Raw genomic sequence first — 16945 nt, 5'->3', positions numbered from 1 at the left:
TTCACAATCTAAAAATATACACTTGAAACTATCGAAAGAAGTTAAAACCGGAATTCTTGCCATTGGCGCTATCTTGCTGCTAATCTTTGGCTACAGCTTTTTAAAAGGCACAAATCTGCTCGAAAAAAATCGCGAATTCTATGTAAAATACGATAATGTAGAAGGTCTTGCCCAAGCTGCTCCGGTAACAATAAACGGACTTACAGTCGGAAAGGTTCAAAATATTTCTTTTGCCAATACCAAAGGTAGCTTGGTTGTAAAGTTTACTGTAGAAAAAGATTTCGATTTTTCAAAAAACAGCATCGTTAGAATTTACAGTACTGGATTAATTGGTGGGAAAGCATTGGGGATTTTTCCGCAATACGACGCTAATGTAGCCAAAAGTGGCGATACACTTCGCGGCGATGTTGAAGATGGTATGCTTACAGCGGTTTCAAAAGCATTGGGACCTTTGGAACGGAAAGTGAATAACACATTGGCAACTGTAGATACCTTATTGCTAAGCATAAATGCAATTATAGATGAAGACACACGCCGAAACCTCCAACAATCTATTGCAAATTTAAACACAACGCTAAATTCTTTTGCAGGGGTTTCAGAGAATTTAAATCAAATTTTGTCAAAAAATACCGGCAAACTGGACAATACGTTTACAAATTTAGACAAAACAGCGGGCAACCTTTCAAAACTTACCGATTCGCTTGCGCAACTTGAAACAGGTAAACTGGTTACCGACCTACAGAGCGTGGTAGATAAAATGGATAAAATAGTCTCTGGCGTTGAAAATGGCGATGGATCTATGGGAAAACTTTTAAAAGACGACAAACTTTATGAAAATTTAGAAGGCGCTTCAAAACAACTGGAGCAGCTACTTCAGGACCTAAAACTAAACCCGAAACGCTACGTGCATTTTTCAGTGTTCGGCAAAAAGAACAAAGAGTACGATCCACCAGCCAACCCAGACCAATAAACCATCATGCAGTACATTCCAAACATTTTATTTTTAATAGCACTTATAGCAGGTATTGGTTTTTTTACAATCAATATCCGCAAAATTATCCGCAATATTAAACTAGGTCAAAAGGTTGATGCCTCAGACCACAAAGGCGAGCGATGGGGCAATGTGTTTCGCATTGCATTAGGCCAATCTAAAATGGTTGTACGTCCCATTTCTGGGTTTTTGCATATAGTTGTGTACCTCGGTTTTATAATTATAAATATTGAAGTACTCGAAATTATAATTGACGGTATTTTCGGAACACACCGGATCTTCTCTTTTCTAGGAGGTTTCTACGGATTTTTAATTGGTTCGTTTGAAATTTTAGCCCTATTGGTTTTTGTATCGGTAACAATTTTTTGGTTGCGAAGAAACGCCTTAAAATTGCAACGTTTCTGGAAACCTGAAATGAAAGGCTGGCCAAAAAATGACGGAAATATCATTCTTTATTTCGAAATGGTTTTAATGGGGCTGTTCCTAATTATGAATGCTACAGACATTCCTTTTCAGGAAATGAATAACGGTAATATCGTTTCGGGATATATAGCTAATTGGTTCAGCAGTACTTCAGAAAGTACGCTTCATATTATTGAGCGAACCGCTTGGTGGCTGCATATTTTGGGAATACTTGTATTTCTTAACTATTTGTATTTTTCAAAACATCTGCATATTATGTTGGCCTTTCCGAATGTATACTTCGGAAAAGTGGTTCCTAAAGGAAAATTTAAAAATCTGGAATCAGTTACCAACGAAGTGAAAATGATGATGGATCCAAACGCAGATCCCTTTGCCGCACCTGCCGAAGGAGCCACAGAAGCCCCTGCCAAGTTTGGAGCCAGTGATGTAATGGATTTGAGCAGAATTCAGCTATTAAACGCATATACTTGTACGGAATGTGGCCGTTGCACAGACGAATGTCCTGCAAATAATACCCGTAAAAAACTCTCGCCACGTAAAATTATGATGGATACTCGCGATCGTTTGGAAGAAATTGGAAAAAACATAGATAAAAATGGCGAGTTTAAACCCGACGGCAAACAATTGTTAGACGATTATATTACGCGGGAAGAGCTTTGGGCGTGCACCACTTGCAACGCCTGTGTAGAAGCCTGCCCGGTAAGTATTGATCCGCTTTCTATTATTATGGATATGCGCCAATATTTGGTAATGGAACAATCGGCTGCTCCAACAGAACTGAATGTTGCAATGACAAATATTGAAAACAATGGCGCACCATGGCCCTACAATCAAATGGATAGATTAAATTGGAAAGATGAAAACTAAATAACTGAGCCTGGCGTTTTTTAACCCCAGCTGTATTCGTGTTCAAAAAAGTAGCGTATTATGAAAAAAGAAGAAGTAGAAAAAATGTTGCACGATAAAGTAGAAAAAGGCGAGCACGTTAGCCCAATTTTACCCGAAGGAATAAAAAACTACTTAATAGATATAGACGGAACCATAACCGAAGACATACCCAATGAAGAGCCAGAGCGAATGGCAACGTGTAAACCCTTTCCAGATGCACTAAAAACGTTGAATAAATGGTATGACGAAGGGCATATAATTTGCTTTTTTACTTCCCGCACCGAGGCCCACCGCCAAGTAACCGAAACGTGGTTGAGCAAACACGGATTTAAATACCATAGTATGCTTATGGAAAAACCCCGCGGCGGCAATTACCATTGGGTAGATAATCATTTGGTAAAAGCAACGCGCTACAAAGGAAAATTTACCGATTTGGTAGAAAAAGAAGTGACAATTGAAGTGTTTGAAGATTAAACCGAAAAAATAATAAGCACCCTGCGTATTCTATAAGGGGTGAAACCAGAAATAATAGCAAAATGAGTGAACCAATAAAAGTACCAACAATGGCCGAATATGCGGCCCAAGGCAAAATACCCGAAGTTCTTTTTTTCGTGGGTTGTGCAGGAAGCTTTGACGATCGCGCTAAAAAAATAACCAAAGCCTTTGTGAAATTGCTTCACAAAGCAAACATAGATTTTGCCGTGTTAGGAACCGAAGAAAGTTGCAATGGAGATCCAGCTAAAAGAGCCGGAAATGAATTTTTGTTTCAAATGCAAGCCATGACCAATATTGAAATACTAAACGGTTACGGCATAAAAAAAATAGTAACTACTTGTCCGCACTGTTTTAATACCATCGGTAACGAATATCCAGAACTTGGCGGAAAATACGAAATAATGCATCATACCCAATTTTTAAAAGCATTATTAGATGAAGGAAGATTAAAAGTAGAAGGCGGCAAATTCAAGGGTAAAAAAATAACCTTTCACGACCCCTGCTATTTAGGGAGAGCAAATAACGAATACGAAGCGCCAAGAAATTTACTCGAAAAATTAGAGGGCGAACTCGTTGAAATGCGTCGAAATAAAAAACACGGTATGTGTTGCGGTGCGGGTGGTGCGCAAATGTTTAAAGAACCCGAACCAGGTAATAAAGACGTAAACGTAGCACGCACCGAACAAGCTATGGAGGTTTCCGCAGATATAATTGCTACTGGTTGCCCATTTTGTATGGTAATGATGACCGATGGAGTAAAAGCTAAAAATGCTGAAGACAATGTTCAAGTAATGGACGTTGCAGAAATGATTGCAAATGCAGAAGATTTATAAATAATGTTGACAGAATTTAAAAACCTGCCCGATGATTCAAGAGTTTGGGTTTATCAGGCCAATAGAAAACTAAGTAACGACGAAGTTGCCGAAATTACAGAACTAACAAACGATTTTTTAACCAAATGGACCGCCCATGGTGCCGAGCTCGAGGCCGCTGCAGAAATAAAATACAATAGGTTTATTGTTATTGGGTTAAACCAAGCCAATGCCTCTGCATCTGGCTGTAGTATTGATGCTTCGGTACATTTTATTCAGTCACTGCAAGAAAAATTTGACGTGGATTTGCTAGACAAAATGAACGTTACTTTTTATACCGGCGAATATATAGCTTATAAACCTTTGACCGATTTTAGAAAAATGGCCAAGGATAAATCGGTTTCAAAAAACACCATTGTTTTTAATAATCTCGTAAACACCAAAGCAGAATATCTGGAAAATTGGGAAGTACCCGCACATGAAAGTTGGCACAATAGATTTTTATCATAAATAATGAATACTTATGAAAAATTTGTTGCTCACCTTCGTATTAGCGTTATTTTCAATCGCTGCCTTTTCACAAGATAGAAACCCACTAATTGTAAAGAAAGATTTTCAAAACCAAAAAAAATGGGTTGATAGTATTTTTGACTCCATGACTTTGGAAGAAAAAATGGGCCAGCTTTTTATGGTCGATATTTTTTCCAGCGATCCCAAAACCAAGACAGACAAAATAAAAGACCTAATTGCCAATTATCACATTGGTGGCGTTATCTTTTCAAAAGGAGGTCCCGTGCGCCAAGCAAAATTAAATAACGAATTTCAAGACCTTGCGAAAGTTCCATTAATGATTGGGATGGATGCCGAATGGGGACTGGCCATGCGGCTGGATTCTACCTATGCTTTTCCATGGAATATGACTTTGGGTGCTATTACTGACAATAAAATTGTTGAAAAAGTTGGCCGTAGAATTGGCGAACAATCTAAACGCCTGGGAGTGCATATTAATTTTGCACCTGTGGTAGATATTAATACCAACCCTAAGAATCCAATAATCGGCAACCGCTCTTTTGGGGAAGACAAAGAAAATGTTACCCAAAAAGCCCTCGCTTTTATGAAAGGTATGCAAAGCGCTGGCATTATGGGAAGTGCAAAACATTTTCCAGGCCATGGCGATACCGATATGGATAGCCACAAAACCTTACCAACCATTGATTTTTCTAGGGAGCGCTTAGATTCATTAGAATTGTATCCTTATAAAAAATTAATAAACGAAGGGCTTAATAGTGTTATGGTTGCTCATTTAAATGTTCCCGCTTTGGAAATTCAAATGAATTATCCTTCTTCGCTCTCTTCAAATATTGTAACCGATCTGTTAAAAGATGAACTCGGTTTTAACGGACTTATTTTTACCGATGCCCTAAATATGAAAGGGGCTTCTAATTTTAAAAATCCAGGCGAGATTGAACTAGCTGCATTTTTGGCAGGAAATGATGTTTTGTTAATTCCAGAAAATGTGCCTAAAGCAATGGATTTTCTTATTAATACGTATAACGACAAAATTATTACCGAAAAACGATTAGCCTATTCCGTAAAGAAAATCCTTTACGCTAAATATAAAGTTGGGCTAAGCAACTATACCCCTGTAAATATTAACTATTTATATGAAGATTTAAATTCGGTTTACGACAATTCGCTATACGAAGAAGCCATGGATAATGCACTAACGGTAATTAAAAACGACCGGGCCATTCTACCTATAAAAGATCTTCAAGAAAAAAAGATAGCCTATATAAATTTTGGTGATGATTCTGGCGAAGTTTTTTTAAACGAATTGAAAAAATATGGTGATGTAGATTGGGTAAAAGCAAACAGCCTTGACGATTATGTGCAAAAGTTGAAAAATTATAACTATGTAATTATTGGCTTCCACAAAAGCAACGAAAACCCTTGGAAAAAGTTTGAATTTTCTCAAAATGAAATTGTATGGCTTTATGAAATTGCACGGACCAATACAGTTATTTTAGACGTTTTTGCTAGGCCCTATGCGATGTTAGATTTAAAGACCACCGCCAATTTTGAAGGGGTAATTATGTCGTACCAAAACAGTGAAATTTCACAAAAACTCTCTGCACAACTTATATTTGGCGCCCGGGAAGCTAAAGGAAAGTTGCCAGTTTCATTAGGCGAAGATTTTCCGTTAAACACAAGTTATAAAACAAAATCGTTGCGAAGACTGCAATATGGCACCCCCGAAAGTGTGGGCGTAAATAGTTATAAATTAAGAAAAATAGACTCACTCGTAAATTTAGGGATGACCCAAGGTATGTTTCCCGGAGCGCAGGTCCTAGTCGCCAGAAAAGGGAAAGTTATTTATCAAAAGAATTTTGGATTCCACGAATACAATAAAAATATTGAAGTTAAAGACAGTACCATGTACGACCTCGCTTCACTGACGAAGATTTTGGCTTCGCTGCCCCTTGTAATGCAACTTGTAGATAACAAGGAATTGAGCTTAAATACCAAACTTTCTGAAATGTTACCCGCGTATAAAAACTCGAACAAAGCGAATATTACTTTAAAGGAAATGCTCTCGCACTACGCACGTTTAAAGGCTTGGATTCCATTTTATCGCTATACATTAAATGAATCAAAAACAAATGTTTCATCAAAATACTATTCTGATGTTGCGGGAAAAGACTTCAACGTACATGTGGCAGAAAACCTGTACATGCGTAGAGATTATATGGACACCATTTATAAAACCATTCGCGAAAGTGAACTCAATTCCAGATTAGAATACAAATACAGCGATTTGCCCTATTATATTCTAAAAAAATATTTTGAACAAAAGTTTAGCAAACCAATGGAAACAGTGGTTCAGGATAAAATTTATGAATCTTTGGGCGCCAATTATACTACCTATTTACCCTTGTCAAAATTTACTAAAGACAATATTACACCAACGGAGCAGGATAATATTTTTAGAAAACAGAAAGTACAAGGGTATGTTCACGACCAAGGGGCTGCAATGCTTGGTGGCGTTAGTGGTCATGCTGGATTGTTCAGTAATGCTAATGATGTAGCTAAAATTATGCAAATGTACCTCTGGAAAGGCTTTTACGGAGGTACACGGTATTTTAATCCCGACGTACTCGACCTTTTTAACACTTGCTATTATTGCAATAAAAACGTGCGAAGAGGAGTAGGATTCGACAAACCCCAATTAGGCACCTCAGGGCCAACCTGTGGTTGTGTGTCTATGACAAGTTTTGGGCACAGTGGTTTTACCGGAACGCTTGCTTGGGCAGACCCAGACGAAGAAATTGTATATGTTTTTCTGTCTAACAGAACTTTTCCGGATGCAGAAAACCGCAAGTTAATTAGAAGCGATCTGCGAAGTAAAATACAAGAAGCCATTTACGATGCTATAGATTATTGAGAGCATATTCATAAAAAATAAAAGAATGAAAATAGCAATAGTATGTTATCCAACCTTTGGAGGGAGCGGAGTAGTGGCCACTGAATTAGGTTTAGCCTTGGCAGAAGAAGGACACGAAATTCATTTTATAACCTACAAACAGCCCGTTCGTTTAGAACTGCTGTCAAAAAACATTCACTTCCACGAAGTTTCGGTACCTGTATATCCACTTTTTCACTATCAACCTTATGAACTTGCGCTTTCCAGCAAATTAGTAGATATGGTAAAGCTTCATAAAATTGAAGTGCTGCACGTTCATTATGCAATTCCCCACGCTTATGCGGGTTATATGGCTAAAAAAATGCTTGAGGAAGAAAATATCCATATACCCATGGTAACCACACTTCATGGAACAGATATTACCTTAGTAGGAAATCATCCCTTTTATAAGCCAGCGGTTACTTTTAGTATAAATAATAGCGATGTAGTTACGTCCGTATCAAAGAGTTTAAAGGAAGATACCCTTCACCTGTTCGATATAAAAAAGGAAATTCATGTTGTTCCCAATTTTATTGATATTCCAAAAAAAATAAATACATTTACTGAGTGCCAACGCGACTTAATGGCTAAACCCGAAGAACGTATTGTTACCCATGTAAGTAATCTTCGGCCTGTAAAACGCATTAAGGATGTAATTGAAATTTTTGATAACATTCAGAAAAAAATTCCTGCTAAATTAATTATCGTAGGCGAAGGTCCCGAACGCGAAGCTTCTGAACAACTTTGTACCGAAAAAGGAATTGAAGAAAAGGTGTTGTTTGTTGGCAATAGTAACGAAGTTGATAAAATATTGTGCTTTACTGATCTTTTTATTCTTCCTTCTGAAAAAGAAAGCTTTGGGCTCGCGGCTTTGGAAGCTATGGCGTGCGGAGTTCCAGTAATTTCAAGTAATGCGGGTGGATTGCCAGAAGTAAATATTGATGGGGTTAGCGGATTTTTAAGCAATGTTGGAAATGTTACTGAAATGGCTGAAAATGCTTTAAAGATTTTGGAAACCGATGAAACGTTAGCAAGGTTTAAAAAGCAAGCAATTGAAGCTGCAATGGTTTACGACACCAAAAGAATTGTTCCTATTTATGAAAAATTATACCAAGAAGCTATATTGCAAATTCGCTAAAGGATTTTTCTTTTTTATGGCCATCACTTTAGTATTTTCCTGTAAACCCACAGCTTATAAAAATAGTAAGTTGCAGAAAAATATTTCCTTCGAGGTGCTACTTAGTAATTCCCAAAGCAATATTGTAAAACAAAAGAATGTAATTCTTCAAACTTCAGAAGAATTAAAACAGATATTCAATTCTATTAACGCCACGCGAACCCCACATATTCCTATTCCGAAAGTAGATTTTAAAACGGAAATAGTTGCTTTTATAAATATAGGCGAAACCTCTACCGGAGGTCATTCTGTTGCCGTAAAAGAAATTATTGAAAAAGAAAATACGCTAGTAGTTTTTTACGAAGGTAATAGTCCGAAACCCGGTGAAAACGCCACGATGGTAATAACTACGCCTTTTACAATGGTTAAATTTAAAAAACAACCAAAATCTATAATCTTTAAAAGGGTTGTAAAATAGTTCTAAAACTTTTTAATAGTTCCTTTTTATAAATTCCATGGCATTTTCATGCATTACCCGTTCAACTATACTTTCGGCGCTTATTCTATTATAGGCATTTAGCTGGTTTATATTTTTTGATATATAATCGTTGGCGTGATTTAGCATTTCTTCGGCCAAATCTTTCATGTTTTCTGCGGTCCATAAACCGTTTATAGGATTTACGATACCGTCAAAATCACTTCCAATAGATTGTATTCCCCAGCAAAAGAGACCTTTGTTATCAAGCACTTCGGCAATATGCTGCACTTGCCGCCATACTAAAAGTGCCTTTTTTCGCAATTGTTTACGTTTGTTCGGGAAGTATATTTTACTTTTATTAATCGCCCTTTTGCTCCCAATACGGCGTTCATCCAGCTGAATTCCAAAGATTCCGTTGCTCCGCGCAATTCGTATTAATTCGTCGTCATATAGGTTAATATCAATATTGCAAAACCAATCTTCATGTGCACTAATACCGGTTTGTTGCCACTGTTCTATTGCGCGTTTGCCGTTACAGGCACCGTGGCTGGCAATAATTGGAATGTTTTCATTGCCGTACTTTGTTTCGAGTAAGTTGTAATAAGCCTTCCTGGAAGTTGTGCTTAAATGTTTTATATCTATTAAAATACGTTTATTATCGGTATTGTCTAACAGCAAATCTATTGCTTCTACTCCTAAATCCGTGAGACCCGAATTTAAACCCCGATTTTGATTTTTCTTTAATATTCCAATGGAAATGCTACTTGCATGTCCCGCAAGTTCATTGTAAAAATGGTGGGCAAGTGTTATAAAAAGTGGGCGATGTTCCCAATTTTTAATAACGTTAATGTTACCGATAACTTCTGTGCGGCTAGCCATATCCTTATCCATATCTAAGCCTGTATTAAAGCTATGCCCGCCTTCAATAGTTAGAATAATATTTATAATTTTTTTGGAATCTGTTTCCTGCGAAAAGTTGTCATCAATATCCTGAAAATTGCTTACCAAACGGTAGGTGTAGAATTTGCCGTCAATTTTTTCAACTTGATTGTGAAGCTGCTGAAAGTATTTATACTCATCCATTAAATCGGCGAAATAGTCGTAATTGCTACGTATATAATCCATACGCGATTGGCTGATACTCGCTGCTAGATTAACCAAAACATCGGTTACTCCTTTGATGCCAATTACCTCTTTTCCGAAAAAATGCTTTTCAAAAGGATAAAGGGCAACCACTACAACTTTTGCTTTAGATTTTGCCAGTGCGGTTAAATCAGTTTGCGTAAATTTTGTAAGGGTAACAATTCGGTTAACAAGCTTCTCTAAAAAATTTGGAGGACTGTAATGCCAAATAGAATTTTTTCTATTAGGATCTATATCATTGATTTTTCGGGGCTTGTATTTAAAACTTTTACTGAAAGGCTTTAATGAGGGATGGCAATGCAGATCTACATAATGCTTTTCCATTTTCGTGGTTTTTGTGAATTTTTAGTAAATACTATAAAATTGCACAAAATAATTTTCTTAAAAAACAGGGTTTTTCCTGTTTTTTATAAAGGAAAATGCCCCATAAAACTATGAGGCATGTATTACAAAAATTATGTTGTAATAATTAAAATTGATATCGCGCGCTTAATCCAACATCAAAACTTACATCGTCTCTATAGCCTAAATTAAATTGCGGTCGCATATCTAAAGAAAGGATAAGTGGTATGTCAAAATTATATTCAATACCTATATCGCCAGTAATAAACGCAAATACGTCTGTTTCGTTATCTCTAAACGGTGGGACGTCATCGTAGTCATAGCTCACAAATCCAATTCCCGCACCGGGACCTGCATACCAGTTAAAGCCGCCGTCTATGTTCCAAACCCATTGGTAAATACCAGTAAGTTTTACTGCGTTCCAATCGCTCTTACTGTGCCAGGCTAAACCCAATTCCAGCCTGTTGTTGTCGCCCAAATGTCTTTGATAATTAATCTCCGGTCCAAAACCATCACTATCTCCAAAGCGAAGTCCGATGGCATTTTTAGAAATTTCCTGCGAATTTGCCTGCCAAGTAAGGGCAGAAATGATGGTAAATAAAAAAATGACTTTTTTCATGATTTGAGTTTTAGTTAATACGAAGGTAAAAATACTTGTATTAACAGTAGCTTGTAGTTAAAGCAATGCCAATCTATACACCGTATTTTAAAATTTTATGTTAAGAAGTTTTTTACCTTTACACATGCTACTATGAAACACACATTACACAAATTCAAGGAAAATTTTAAAGGCGAATTATTTTCCGATCCCCTACATACAGCAATCTATGCTACAGACGCTTCGGTTTACCGAAAAGTGCCGCTAGCAGTGGCTTATCCTCAAAATAGTGAGGCAATTAAGCAACTTGTTCAATTCGCTGTAAAAAACAACACCTCGCTCATTCCACGAACAGCGGGCACTTCGCTCGCCGGACAATGTGTAGGCGATGGTATTGTAGTTGATGTTTCAAAACACTTTACCGATATAATTTCTTTAGATATTGAAAATAGAACCGTTACAGTACAACCCGGTGTTATTCGGGATGAATTGAACGCTTATTTAAAGCCCTACAGACTTTTTTTCGGACCCAATACTTCTACAAGTAATCGTTGTATGATCGGAGGTATGGTTGGCAATAACAGCAGTGGTACCACTTCAATCCAGTACGGCGTAACCCGCGATAAGGTCTTAAAGCTAAAAACTATCCTCTCTAACGGCGAAGAAGTTGTTTTTGAACCTCTTTCAAAAGAAGTGTTTTTAGAAAAAACCGCGCTGAATTCTCTGGAAGGAAAAATTTATAAAACTCTTTATAATGAATTAATTTCCGATGAAACACAGCAGGAAATTTGGAGGGAATTTCCAAAGCCGGAAATCCATCGTAGAAATACGGGCTACGCCGTTGACAGCCTGTTAAACACAACGGTTTTTGGCGATTTTAATGATGAATTAAATATTTGCAAATTGCTCTGTGGAAGTGAAGGAACCCTGGCATTTACAACCGAAATTACACTACAGTTAGATCCGTTGCCTCCAGCGTTTACTGCAATGGTAGCTACGCATTATCCAACCTTAGAGGCGTGCTTGCAGGATGTTGTAGTGGCTATGCAGCATAATTTACACACCTGTGAAATGATGGACGATCTAATTTTAGATTGCACAAGAAAAAGTAAAACATACGAACCGTACCGTTTTTTTGTACAAGGCAATCCGAAAGCCATTTTACTTCTTGAATTAAAAAGTGAATCTGAAGAAGATCTACAGCTGCAAATTTCATCACTATTAAAATCGATTTCTCTTTCAAAATATAGTTATCACAGTCCAATATTACGTGGAGAAGAAATAGAAATGGCTCTGGAACTGCGTAAAGCGGGACTGGGTTTGCTGGGCAATATGGTGGGCGACCAAAAAGCAGTTGCGTGTATTGAAGACACTGCAGTTGCTTTAGACGATTTGCCTAACTACATTCTAGAGTTTTCGGCACTGATGAAAAAATACAACCAACAAGCGGTGTATTACGCACATGCTGGAGCTGGGGAATTGCATTTACGGCCAATACTAAATTTAAAGGACGGAGAAGGTGTTGCCTACTTTCGAAAAATTACAACAGATGTAGCCAAACTTTGCAAAAAATACAAGGGTTCGTTTAGCGGCGAGCACGGTGATGGTATTGTACGGGCAGAATTTATTGCGCTGATGATAGGCGATAAAAATTATGAATTATTAAAACGAATTAAAACAACTTTCGATCCCCACAATATTTTCAATCCGGGCAAAATTGTGGATGCGTTTAAAATGGACAAATCCCTTCGTTATAAAACCAATAGAACGGAGCCAAAGATTGAAACGCTGATGGATTTTAGCGATTACCAAGGAATACTTCGGCTTGCCGAAAACTGTAATGGCAGCGGCGATTGTAGAAAAACAGCAGATGCCGCCGGAGCAATGTGCCCAAGTTATCACGCTACAAAAAACGAAAAAGATACAACTCGCGCACGTGCAAATGCGCTGCGCGAGGTTTTAACCAATAACGAAGCGGTAAATAAATTTAATTCGAAGGAATTAAAAGAAGTTTTCGACCTCTGTATAAGTTGTAAAGCGTGCGCCAGCGAATGCCCGAGCAATGTAGATATAAGCACCGCAAAAGCCGAATTTTTGTACCAATACAACAAAACTAATGGCGTATCTTTTTCAAATAAATTATTTGGAAAAAGCACTCAATTAAATAAAACGGCATCGGCCTTTCCAAAGGTTTCCAATTGGTTTTTTACCAACGGTTTTACTTCATCAATTATTAAAAAATTTGCTGGAGTTCATCAAAATAGAACGCTGCCAAAGGTTTCAATTAAAAGTTTTAATAATAGCGTTAAACATATTAAAAATGAAACAGATATAAATTATTCACCTAAAGAAAATTACCGTAAAAATGTATTGCTTTTTGTGGATGAATTTAGCAATTATTTAGATGTTGAAATCGCCGTGGATGCATTTGAGCTGCTAACGAAATTAAACTACCAAGTTACCGTAATTAATAATTTAGACAGCGGAAGGGCGCTACTGTCTAAAGGGTTTTTAGAAGAAGCCAAACTAGAGGTTGAAAAAAACATTTCATTTTTAAAAGAAAAGGTGTCTGAAAACAATGTTCTCGTAGGTATTGAACCTTCCGCAATTCTTTCGTTTCGTGACGAATATCTTCGACTGGCAGATGATAAACCTTCAGCAGAAGCCATTGCACAACACACTTTTTTAATTGAAGAATTTTTAGCAGCCGAAATTGAAAATGGAACTATTTCGGCGGCACAGTTTACCTTAGAAGAAAAAGCTATTAAAATTCATTCCCACTGCCATCAAAAATCATTGAGCAATCAAAAAGTAACTTTTACAATATTAAACCTTCCCAAAAACTACAAACCTACCATTATTACAACCGGCTGTTGCGGAATGGCTGGCAGCTTTGGTTATGAAAAGGAACATTATGAAGTGAGCATGAAAATAGGGGAGTTAAAGTTATTTCCGGCTGTTCGCAAAGCGTCGGCAGATACTGTTATTTCTGCTAACGGCACGAGTTGCAGACATCAAATACTCGATGGTACAGGGCGTGATGCACTACATCCGGTTACGATTCTTAAAAATGCACTTCTGTAGTTTTAACAGTTAGAACAGCCAAACGCTTTTAGGAACGATATACAAATGTGGCCTTTTCAGATTTTGCTTATTTTCTAATTATAAGCCAAAAAGTCTTTATTTTAAAGCATTCTTGTCCGATAAAAGTAATGACTAACTCTGGAAAACCCCATATTATATGTAGTTCCTACGGGACTAGGAATTGACGGGACTCTATTTTTTTACCCATATTTAATGCCTAACGGCATACTGCTCCAGCTGGGCAAAATATTGGTAATCAAGAGATCGCACCTAAACAAATGTCCCGTAGGGGAAAAACATGATTTTTAATCGGACAATACTGATTTTAAAGCTAAAAAAGTTCGTAGAACATTTTAGTTGTATTTCAAATTTCTTTTAAAAACTTGTTTCCGATTCGTTTTAATAGTTGTTTCGACTAATATTTTTGAAATATAAACTTTGAATATTTAAACCCGAAAGTTTACATTTGTTCAAAACACATGTATGGCGGGCAATTCCTTCGGCAAAATTTTTAAACTTACCACTTTTGGTGAATCTCATGGGATAGCTATCGGTGGAATTATAGACGGCTGTCCTGCAGGACTTTCCCTGGATTTTGATGCGATAAATACCGAAATGCAGCGCCGAAAACCCGGACAATCTGCAATTGTTACCCAACGAAAAGAAGAAGACCAAATAAAATTTCTCTCCGGAATTTTCGAAGGAAAAACTACAGGCACTCCTATTGGTTTTACAATTGAAAATACCGATCAAAAAAGTAAGGATTACAGCCATATAAAAGATATTTACCGTCCGTCTCATGCCGATTTCACCTACGATAAAAAATATGGAATTCGTGATTATCGCGGTGGCGGGCGATCCTCTGCTCGCGAAACAGCCTGCAGGGTTGTGGCAGGCGCTATTGCAAAACAATTACTGCAAAACTTACAAATTACTGCTTATGTTTCTTCCGTTGGTGAAATAAATCTCAATAAATCGTATTCAGAAGTAGATTTTTCCGAAATTGAAAAAAATCCAGTCCGTTGTCCCGATCCACAAATGGCGAAGAAAATGGAGGAATATATAAAATCAATTAAAAAGCAGGGAGATACTGTAGGTGGAATTATTACGTGTGTAATTAAAAATATGCCCGTGGGTTTGGGAGATCCAGTTTTTGATAAACTTCACGCCCAATTAGGCAAAGCTATGTTGTCTATTAACGCTGTAAAAGGTTTTGAATTTGGAAGTGGTTTTGCCGGCACGGCCATGAAAGGTAGCGAACATAACGATACTATCAATCCAGATGAAACCACGAAATCCAATTATAGCGGTGGTATTCAAGGTGGTATAAGTAACGGGGAAGATATCTACTTTAATGTTGCTTTTAAACCCGTAGCAACCATTATGCAAAAGCAGAAAACTATAGACAGTAAAGGAAACAAAGCAATAGCCGAAGGAAAGGGCCGTCACGATCCGTGTGTTGTACCCAGAGCCGTACCCATCGTAGAGGCAATGGCCGCCTTGGTCTTGGCTGATTTTTGGCTGTTGAATAAAATAACAAAACTTTAAATCTAATATCTCAAATCTAAGTATGAAAAAACTCGCACTACACTGGAAAATTATAATAGGATTAGTTTTAGGAATAGTTTGGGCTTTACTATCCAGTAAGTTAGGTTGGAGCGAGTTTACTATAGATTGGATTGCGCCCTTTGGAACAATTTTTATCAATTTATTAAAATTAATTGCGGTTCCCCTTGTTTTGGTTTCTATTATTACCGGGGTTGCTAATATTGGAGATCCCTCGAGCTTAGGTAGAATGGGAGGGAAGACGCTTCTCGCATATTTAATTACAACCTTATTTGCGGTTAGTCTTGGTTTAATTTTGGTTAATGTAATCCAACCGGGGAAACTTATTGACGAGCAGAGTAGAATAGACAACCGAATTAGCTACGAAATCTGGGCTTCCAATAATGGACACCCGCCAAAAGACGGAATTAGCTATTTGCAGGATCCTGCTTTTTTTGAACGTGCTAAAAAAATTACCGACCTGTCAAAAAGTGATTTAAAAGACGCCGCTGTTTCGGAAAAAATGCAGACTGCCGAAAAAACAAAGGACGCGACCCCGCTGCAACCTCTAGTAGATATTGTTCCCGAAAACTTTTTCTTTTCCTTGAGCAACAATGGTTTAATGCTTCAGATTATTTTCTTCGGAATATTTTTCGGGGTATGCCTACTTTTAATTCCGAATGAAAAATCGAAACCTGTTACGGACTTTATGGATAGCGCCATGGAGGTTTTTCTAAAAATGGTAGATTTGGTAATGCAGGCGGCTCCCTTCTTTGTATTTGCCTTGTTGGCTGGGGTGGTAAGCAAAATGGCAGGAGATGATATCGGGAAGGTATATGAAATTTTCAAAGGTTTGAGTTGGTATTCACTTACCGTATTTGCTGGATTAATGTTGATGATTTTTATTATCTATCCGCTATTTATGAAGTTGTTCGTAAAAAAAATTCCGTATAAAGGATTTTTTAAAGCTATGGCACCTGCGCAAACATTGGCATTTTCAACTTCCAGTAGTGCGGCTACTTTGCCGGTTACTATGGAATGCGTGGAAGAAAATCTTGGGGTCGATAAAAAAATTACCAGCTTTGTGTTGCCCATCGGAGCCACAGTAAATATGGATGGAACTTGTCTTTACCAAGCGGTAGCGGTGGTTTTTCTGGCACAACTTCATATGATCGATTTAACCTTAGGTCAACAATTAACTATAGTAATAACAGCCACCTTAGCTTCAATTGGCTCTGCTGCAGTTCCAAGTGCGGGATTGGTTATGCTAATTATAGTATTGGAATCGGTTGGATTAAACCCCGCTTGGATTGCCATCATTTTTCCTGTAGATAGAATTTTAGATATGTTCCGAACCATCGTTAATGTTACGGGAGATGCCACTGTATGCTCTATTATTGCAAAAGGCGAAAACATGCTGAATTATGAGCCACATGACAACCCATCACAAACTTTCGATATAGATTCTTAAAAGAATGTCTTTTTTGTTAATATTATAGAACATATTTTAATTGAACGAGATAAAAGTGTAGATTATTTATTTTTTTGGCTAAAAAGATTATTTTTATT

General features: G+C 37.3%; 13 protein-coding genes. 11 read left to right on the top strand and 2 right to left on the bottom strand.

All coding sequences use genetic code 11. The annotated features are described in order from the left end of the window. Positions 1–22: 22 nt before the first annotated feature. The 8 genes from VZD24_RS07650 to VZD24_RS07615 all read left to right on the top strand — a co-directional run bounded on the left by VZD24_RS07650 (position 23) and on the right by VZD24_RS07615 (position 8664). The gene (locus VZD24_RS07650; RefSeq protein ID WP_279447930.1) at positions 23–970 is read left to right on the top strand and encodes an MlaD family protein; all 948 of its coding nucleotides are present in this window, start codon (positions 23–25) and stop codon (positions 968–970) included. 6 nt (positions 971–976) lie between these two features. Then, complete coding sequence (locus tag VZD24_RS07645; RefSeq protein WP_342686408.1) at positions 977–2281, top strand: 4Fe-4S dicluster domain-containing protein; 1305 nt, start codon at positions 977–979, stop codon at positions 2279–2281. 60 nt (positions 2282–2341) lie between these two features. After that, positions 2342–2776, top strand: a complete 435-nt coding sequence (locus VZD24_RS07640) for an LNS2 domain-containing protein (protein ID WP_342686407.1) — start codon at positions 2342–2344, stop codon at positions 2774–2776. Positions 2777–2838: 62 nt separating this feature from the next. Continuing rightward, positions 2839–3630, top strand: coding sequence for a (Fe-S)-binding protein (locus VZD24_RS07635; RefSeq protein WP_279447933.1), 792 nt, complete (start codon positions 2839–2841; stop codon positions 3628–3630). 3 nt (positions 3631–3633) lie between these two features. After that, the gene (locus tag VZD24_RS07630; protein ID WP_279447934.1) at positions 3634–4119 is read left to right on the top strand and encodes an ABC transporter ATPase; all 486 of its coding nucleotides are present in this window, start codon (positions 3634–3636) and stop codon (positions 4117–4119) included. Between the two features lie 13 nt (positions 4120–4132). Next, positions 4133–7051: a serine hydrolase domain-containing protein gene (locus tag VZD24_RS07625; protein WP_342686406.1), complete on the top strand. Its 2919-nt coding sequence runs from the start codon at positions 4133–4135 to the stop codon at positions 7049–7051. A gap of 25 nt (positions 7052–7076) precedes the next feature. Next, positions 7077–8207 (top strand): N-acetyl-alpha-D-glucosaminyl L-malate synthase BshA, encoded by a 1131-nt coding sequence (gene bshA / locus VZD24_RS07620; RefSeq protein WP_342686405.1) that lies wholly within the window; start codon positions 7077–7079, stop codon positions 8205–8207. Between the two features lie 16 nt (positions 8208–8223). Further along, a complete protein-coding gene (locus VZD24_RS07615; RefSeq protein ID WP_342688782.1) occupies positions 8224–8664 on the top strand; it encodes a protease complex subunit PrcB family protein in 441 nt (146 codons plus the stop codon). A gap of 12 nt (positions 8665–8676) precedes the next feature. On the opposite strand, the gene VZD24_RS07610 is transcribed toward VZD24_RS07615, so the two are convergent. Next, positions 8677–10131, bottom strand: a complete 1455-nt coding sequence (locus tag VZD24_RS07610) for a membrane dipeptidase (protein ID WP_342686403.1) — start codon at positions 10129–10131, stop codon at positions 8677–8679. A gap of 145 nt (positions 10132–10276) precedes the next feature. Next, positions 10277–10768, bottom strand: a complete 492-nt coding sequence (locus tag VZD24_RS07605) for a hypothetical protein (protein ID WP_279447940.1) — start codon at positions 10766–10768, stop codon at positions 10277–10279. Positions 10769–10900: 132 nt separating this feature from the next. On the opposite strand from VZD24_RS07605, the gene VZD24_RS07600 reads away from it, so the two are divergent. The 3 genes from VZD24_RS07600 to VZD24_RS07590 all read left to right on the top strand — a co-directional run bounded on the left by VZD24_RS07600 (position 10901) and on the right by VZD24_RS07590 (position 16847). Further along, positions 10901–13831 carry an FAD-binding and (Fe-S)-binding domain-containing protein gene (locus VZD24_RS07600; protein ID WP_342686402.1) on the top strand — a complete coding sequence of 977 codons (2931 nt, stop codon included), beginning with the start codon at positions 10901–10903 and terminating at the stop codon, positions 13829–13831. 483 nt (positions 13832–14314) lie between these two features. Next, entirely contained in the window at positions 14315–15379 is a 1065-nt protein-coding gene (gene aroC, locus VZD24_RS07595; RefSeq protein WP_342686401.1) for a chorismate synthase, read from the top strand. 22 nt (positions 15380–15401) lie between these two features. Further along, positions 15402–16847, top strand: coding sequence for a dicarboxylate/amino acid:cation symporter (locus tag VZD24_RS07590; RefSeq protein ID WP_279447943.1), 1446 nt, complete (start codon positions 15402–15404; stop codon positions 16845–16847). Positions 16848–16945 lie beyond the last annotated feature (98 nt).

This window comes from Aequorivita flava, assembly GCF_038742595.1.
GTDB classification, from domain to species: Bacteria; Bacteroidota; Bacteroidia; order Flavobacteriales; family Flavobacteriaceae; genus Aequorivita; species Aequorivita marisscotiae.
Note: the sequence above shows the minus strand (reverse complement) of the source record. Positions and strands in the feature narration are given on the sequence as shown.

Coding starts and splice junctions, on each gene's coding strand:
- VZD24_RS07645 (WP_342686408.1), top strand. CDS start 977: ATGCAGTACATTCCAAACATTTTATTTTTAATAGCACTTATAGCAGGT.
- VZD24_RS07640 (WP_342686407.1), top strand. CDS start 2,342: ATGAAAAAAGAAGAAGTAGAAAAAATGTTGCACGATAAAGTAGAAAAA.
- VZD24_RS07635 (WP_279447933.1), top strand. CDS start 2,839: ATGAGTGAACCAATAAAAGTACCAACAATGGCCGAATATGCGGCCCAA.
- VZD24_RS07630 (WP_279447934.1), top strand. CDS start 3,634: ATGTTGACAGAATTTAAAAACCTGCCCGATGATTCAAGAGTTTGGGTT.
- VZD24_RS07625 (WP_342686406.1), top strand. CDS start 4,133: ATGAAAAATTTGTTGCTCACCTTCGTATTAGCGTTATTTTCAATCGCT.
- bshA (WP_342686405.1), top strand. CDS start 7,077: ATGAAAATAGCAATAGTATGTTATCCAACCTTTGGAGGGAGCGGAGTA.
- VZD24_RS07615 (WP_342688782.1), top strand. CDS start 8,224: ATGGCCATCACTTTAGTATTTTCCTGTAAACCCACAGCTTATAAAAAT.
- VZD24_RS07610 (WP_342686403.1), bottom strand. CDS start 10,131: ATGGAAAAGCATTATGTAGATCTGCATTGCCATCCCTCATTAAAGCCT.
- VZD24_RS07605 (WP_279447940.1), bottom strand. CDS start 10,768: ATGAAAAAAGTCATTTTTTTATTTACCATCATTTCTGCCCTTACTTGG.
- VZD24_RS07600 (WP_342686402.1), top strand. CDS start 10,901: ATGAAACACACATTACACAAATTCAAGGAAAATTTTAAAGGCGAATTA.
- aroC (WP_342686401.1), top strand. CDS start 14,315: ATGGCGGGCAATTCCTTCGGCAAAATTTTTAAACTTACCACTTTTGGT.
- VZD24_RS07590 (WP_279447943.1), top strand. CDS start 15,402: ATGAAAAAACTCGCACTACACTGGAAAATTATAATAGGATTAGTTTTA.